Origin of the sequence: Ruegeria sp. HKCCSP351 (assembly GCF_017872535.1) — a bacterium.
Taxonomy (GTDB): Bacteria; Pseudomonadota; Alphaproteobacteria; order Rhodobacterales; family Rhodobacteraceae; genus Ruegeria.
Map to the genome: position 1 here is coordinate 1 of NZ_JAEDOV010000028.1, position 1325 is coordinate 1325.

The 1325-nt window shown below is 56.2% G+C and carries 1 protein-coding gene; it reads right to left on the bottom strand.

Going from position 1 to position 1325, the window contains the following annotated elements:
- Positions 1–74: 74 nt before the first annotated feature.
- Positions 75–1325 (bottom strand): IS3 family transposase gene (locus tag I9182_RS20335; RefSeq protein WP_209599477.1). Its coding sequence is split into 2 segments (ribosomal slippage), with 1252 coding nucleotides annotated over them: positions 75–1090 and positions 1090–1325; the frame shifts between segments, so codons are not numbered across the junction. This gene is flagged as partial in the annotation.

Genomic DNA, 1325 nt, shown 5'->3' on the forward strand with positions numbered 1-1325 from the left:
TGTCCGTCTTCAGAGTTTTTCGGAATGCTGAGGCGATTTCGTAACGGAGGCTCTGGTTCAGTTTCTGTTCGAGTTTAGGCGGCAGCGGATTGGTGCTGCAACCTGCGTTTTCTGATTGTCTGTTTTTTGATCTCCTCTCTCATTTCCAGGATCTTTGCGCCTCGTCCATGATAGACGTCGGCGGGGGTCAGGTTGGCCAGGCTCTCGTGGTAGCGGTGGCTGTTGTAGTGATTGACGAAGGCATCGATCTGTCTCTCAAGATCACCGGGTAAGAAGTAATTCTCTAATAGAACCCGGTTCTTCATCGTCTGATGCCAGCGTTCGATCTTGCCCTGCGTCTGCGGGTGATGTGGCGCACCACGAACGTGATCCATACCCTTGTCATCGAGATAGTCAGCCAGGTCGGCGGCGACATAGGACGAGCCGTTATCGCTGAGTAGCCTTGGCTTGTGCACGACCATGGCCTGATCGCAGCCCGAGGCCACCAACGCCATTTCCAGCGTGTCGGTGACATCCTTCGCTTTCATCGTGGTGCAAAGCTTCCAGGCGATGATGTAACGGCTGTAATCGTCAAGGATGGTGCTGAGATAGAACCAGCCCCAGCCAATAACCTTGAGATAGGTGAAGTCCGTCTGCCAGAGCTCGTTCGGCCTGGTTGTCTTGTCCCGGAACTCATCGGCTGCACGGATCACAACATGGGCGGGTGCCGTGATCAGATCCTCAGCGCTCAGAATGCGATAAACTGATGATTCCGAGACGAAGTAGCGCTTCTCGTCGGTGTATTTGACCGCCAGTTCCCGGGGCGTCAGGTCCTCGTGCTCCAGGGCAAAGTCGACAACATCGTTGCGGACCTGGTCTGGGATGCGGTTCCAGACCGACCTTGGCCGGGGAGGCCTATCAGCGAGCGCATCGATGCCACCGTCGCTCCACCGGGCATACCAGTCGTAATATGTGCTGCTGGGGATGCCGAGCATTTTCAGGGTTTGCCGTGTCGGCAGATGCGAGGCCTCGACCGTGCGAATGATCTCAAGCTTCTCAGAGGCTGGGTATCTCATTCTTCGAACTCCCCATCCCCGATCATGCTTTTTTTGAGCAGCCGGTTTTCCAGCGTCAGTTCGGCGACCACTTCCTTCAGGGCAGCAGATTCAGACCGCAGCTCTTTAACTTCAGGGGATGTCGCTTGTCGCGCCGTGTCACCCGCCAGGCGGTTCTTTCCAGCTTCAAGGAATTCCTTTGACCAAGAGTAATACAGGCTCTCGGCGATACCCTCGCGGCGGCATAGCGCAGCAATACTCTCCTCGCCCCGTAATCCCGCCAGGACGATC